The following is a 3,377-nucleotide window of genomic DNA, read 5'->3' on the forward strand; positions in this document are numbered from 1 at the left end:
ATCTATTAGAGTCTTTTCATAATTGCCATTACGTCTATTATCTGACTCCTTGGTATTCTTAGAATGCTTCTCATAACCTATATGAGATTCCATTTCTTTTTCTAAAATCTTATTTACTATCTGCTTTTTAATTTCCTGAAATATTCCTTCTTTGCCAAATATCTCAGATGGATCACTTTGTGATAGTATTTCTGATACTACTTTTTCTATAGTCGGATTTGATACTTTACTCTTATTCTTCATATTAGCCTCATGTAAGTTGTTTTAATTAATTTTATTCTTAACTATTTTTATAACTTACACAAACTTTCTGACACCCCCTTTCATTTATAATTTTCTTAATTTTTTCAGGAGATTTAGCACCTATTGTCTGTATATTATGCAGTCTATCAAATAACTTTATTAATAGTATATCATATTTGTTCTCTGTATATAGTAATTCTACCATTTCAGCGGCACTAATCTTGATACTGTCTTCCTTAATTCTTGTTAAATCCATTATTTGATTTGCTACTTTCTCCCCAAATTCTTCGGCTATTTTTTCTTTTAGTTAGTTCAGTATCTTCTATAGTATCGTGTAGATGCTTGTTATTATTATATCAGTTCTAAATAAGTAATCTGATATCATGTAAGCCACTTCTATCGGATGTGAGTAAAACGGCTCTCCTGATTGACGCATCTGCGTGCCATGATATTTTCTAGCATAGTAGATTGCTTTTTTAATCTCTACAATATCTACTGCTGAAGTTTTGACTACACTATTTAAATAAGTTATTTTATCTAATAACTTTTTAGCATAAATACATATCTCAAACTCACCTTGCCAATTTTCTAAATCTTGCATAACAACAATGTTTATTAATGTCCCCCTTCGGGGATAAGAAATCCCTCGCCTTCAGGCGAAGGGAAGATATAATGAAATTGCTTTAGCAATGAATTTATATCAAGAAAACATGAGAAGTTATAGAAAAGAAATAGTCATAGTCAGTATGATTTAAAAAGTACATCTTATATGGGATACCAAAATATAGGGAAGAGAGTATTGATAGGCAAAGTAGCGGGAAAGGGGCTAGAAGATTTACTAAGGCAGATTTGTATGGAACATGAAGTATATATAATTTCAGGGAAAATATCATGTGATCACGTGCATATGTTTATCTCATATAAATCACAAATATCTCTTAGCAAGTTAGTACAGTATTTAAAAGGTAGTAGCTCAAGAATTTTATTGCAAGAATTTGCTCATTTAAGAAAACAATTTTGGGGCAATCATTTGTGGGCTAGGGGCTATATGGCGGTCAGTTCAGGTAATATAACTGATGAAATGATACAGCACTATATTGATGAACAGGAAGGTGAACCTGTGAATGATGATCGATTTCTAATCGATTCCACTTTATAACCCCTCAGCTTATAGCTGAGGGTTCTTTAGTTTGCTTCATATCCAAACAATCATATATATGATTACATATTTCCAGTTATTTTGCCAAGAATAGATGTAGAATAATTGTTATAATTTAACTCTTCTTGGTCATTAAATAATATATCTAAACTTGGTAAAATATCTTCTAATTCCTCATTAGTTATATGTCTTTTACCATATTTTGTCTCCATTTCTGATATTGCACTTTTTACTGTTTTGTTTAACTCATTTATATATCTATTTTTTTCTTGTTCAGGAGATATATAAGGATTATTAGATAAAGCCTTATTGGTACCAAAAAACTGCCCTATTAATAATGTTAATAACGACAGATTACTAGGTATATCTATAGAATTTATTACAGTTTGTAAATTTCCTTGGTCATTACCAGGATCATCTATTAAAAGATAATCTGACAAAGATGACTTACTGTTATCTATATCATTATAATATAGATTATAATTTTCATTGTTATCTATATTATTATTTTCTGCTTCAGTTTCATGATTTTGTTTCTTTATTTGAGTATCAGATGGATTATTATTAAATTGTTTTATTAGTTTATAAATATCATTAAAGGATTTACTCTTGTCAAGAGTAGCAGCATCTGCTCCTGGTAGTAAGTTAAAATTTACTAAATTAGATAATTTTTTGCCAGAATTCCATAATATATTACTAGTTTCTCGCTTAACATTTTTATGTTCTAAGTTCTTAGAATTTTTTGATTCGTCCATAAAATAACAATGAGGATAATGCACTAAGACTTTATGATTATTATCTTGTGACCAAAATATACTTACATCATTTAAATTCAGATATTGTTCTTGTTCAATATTCGATAATGGAGAAAAGTTGTAATAACAAAAATAAGATTCTGTACAATTGAGCAATTTATTTTTAAATACTAAACCTTCAGTATTAGGGGAACAATTTTGTAAACCCTGATATTTAATCTCTTGTAATACTAACTCTTCATCTTGATTATATATATTTAAAATATATGTAGTACCATTAATTAACAATGTGCCTATCTTGCTATTAGGTAATTTAACTTTAATCCTTAAAACACTTTTAATATCATTATCACTATTATACCAGTCATATTTTGTTTTAGATGTTTCAAAATGAATTAATTGTTGTAATTTCTTAATATCTTCTATTTGTATATCTTGAAAAAATCTTTCATTAATATGTTCAAGCATTACAGTATAGATTCTTGTATTATTCTTTTCGGTATATTCATATATTAATTGTATATCATTTTCTATTTCCCCAGGATTAGTTCTTATAATAGATTCTCTATAATTAGTACCATAGTTTTTAGTAATGTGAATACGTCCTTTTAATGTTATTTTAAAATCTTTTGTATTATCTTCTACTGTTATAAAACTACTACCATCACCAACGTTTATTGCATCTAATATAGTTACATTTTTAGCATCTACTATTAATTTACCCTTTATTAAAAGATTTTCTAGTACCAAATCTTGTTGTGTTTTTAAGTATATAGTTGACACTATATTATCATTACATTGTACTTCTAGTTTTTGAGAGGACAATGTCTTGATATAATTATACTGATTGAATCTAATACTAGTAGAATTAGTATTATCTTTTATTTCAATAGGTGTGTTTAGGCAATTAAATTCATATTGGCTGGTAAAACAATATGCACTAAATGTATTACAGCTAGTATTTAGTATAATATTTATGTACTGTGTACCAAGTTCATTAGATAGCATAACTTTATGTATAGATGAATTATTACCATATCGACTAATTGTAAGATCATTATTATTTATATGATAAGGGTTCTCATTTATTTTTTTATCATATGTTGTAGAAATCACTTGTAATTGTTCTAGATTATTACCACTGGAGATCGATATATTACGTTCAATAGTAATGAATCTTATTTGATTTTGATTCATTAATGATGTTGAATGTTCTTGAC

At 27.4% G+C, this 3,377-nt stretch carries 3 protein-coding genes and 1 pseudogene; 1 reads left to right on the top strand and 3 read right to left on the bottom strand.

Features of this window, described 5'->3' with window-relative positions; genetic code table 11:
* Together REIS_RS12585 and REIS_RS04675 are read right to left on the bottom strand one after the other, a co-directional pair.
* A partial coding sequence (locus REIS_RS12585; protein WP_008580123.1) for a transposase occupies window positions 1-243 on the bottom strand: 243 nt, incomplete at its 3' end.
* Between the two features lie 79 nt (window positions 244-322).
* Window positions 323-844 (bottom strand): annotated as a pseudogene (locus REIS_RS04675) (HD domain-containing protein); the annotation flags it as partial.
* A gap of 168 nt (window positions 845-1,012) precedes the next feature.
* On the opposite strand from REIS_RS04675, the gene tnpA reads away from it, so the two are divergent.
* Window positions 1,013-1,402, top strand: a complete 390-nt coding sequence (gene tnpA / locus REIS_RS04680; protein WP_008580124.1) for an IS200/IS605 family transposase — start codon at window positions 1,013-1,015, stop codon at window positions 1,400-1,402.
* 62 nt (window positions 1,403-1,464) lie between these two features.
* On the opposite strand, the gene REIS_RS04685 is transcribed toward tnpA, so the two are convergent.
* Window positions 1,465-3,377: hypothetical protein (locus REIS_RS04685; RefSeq protein ID WP_040614708.1), on the bottom strand; the 1,913-nt coding region annotated here is incomplete at its 5' end.

Source organism: Rickettsia endosymbiont of Ixodes scapularis, from assembly GCF_000160735.1.
In the GTDB taxonomy this organism is placed as follows: domain Bacteria; phylum Pseudomonadota; class Alphaproteobacteria; order Rickettsiales; family Rickettsiaceae; genus Rickettsia; species Rickettsia tamurae.

What these genes read in the sequence shown, in the direction of transcription:
- tnpA (WP_008580124.1), top strand. Translation starts at nt 1,013, where the DNA reads ATGGGATACCAAAATATAGGGAAGAGAGTATTGATAGGCAAAGTAGCG.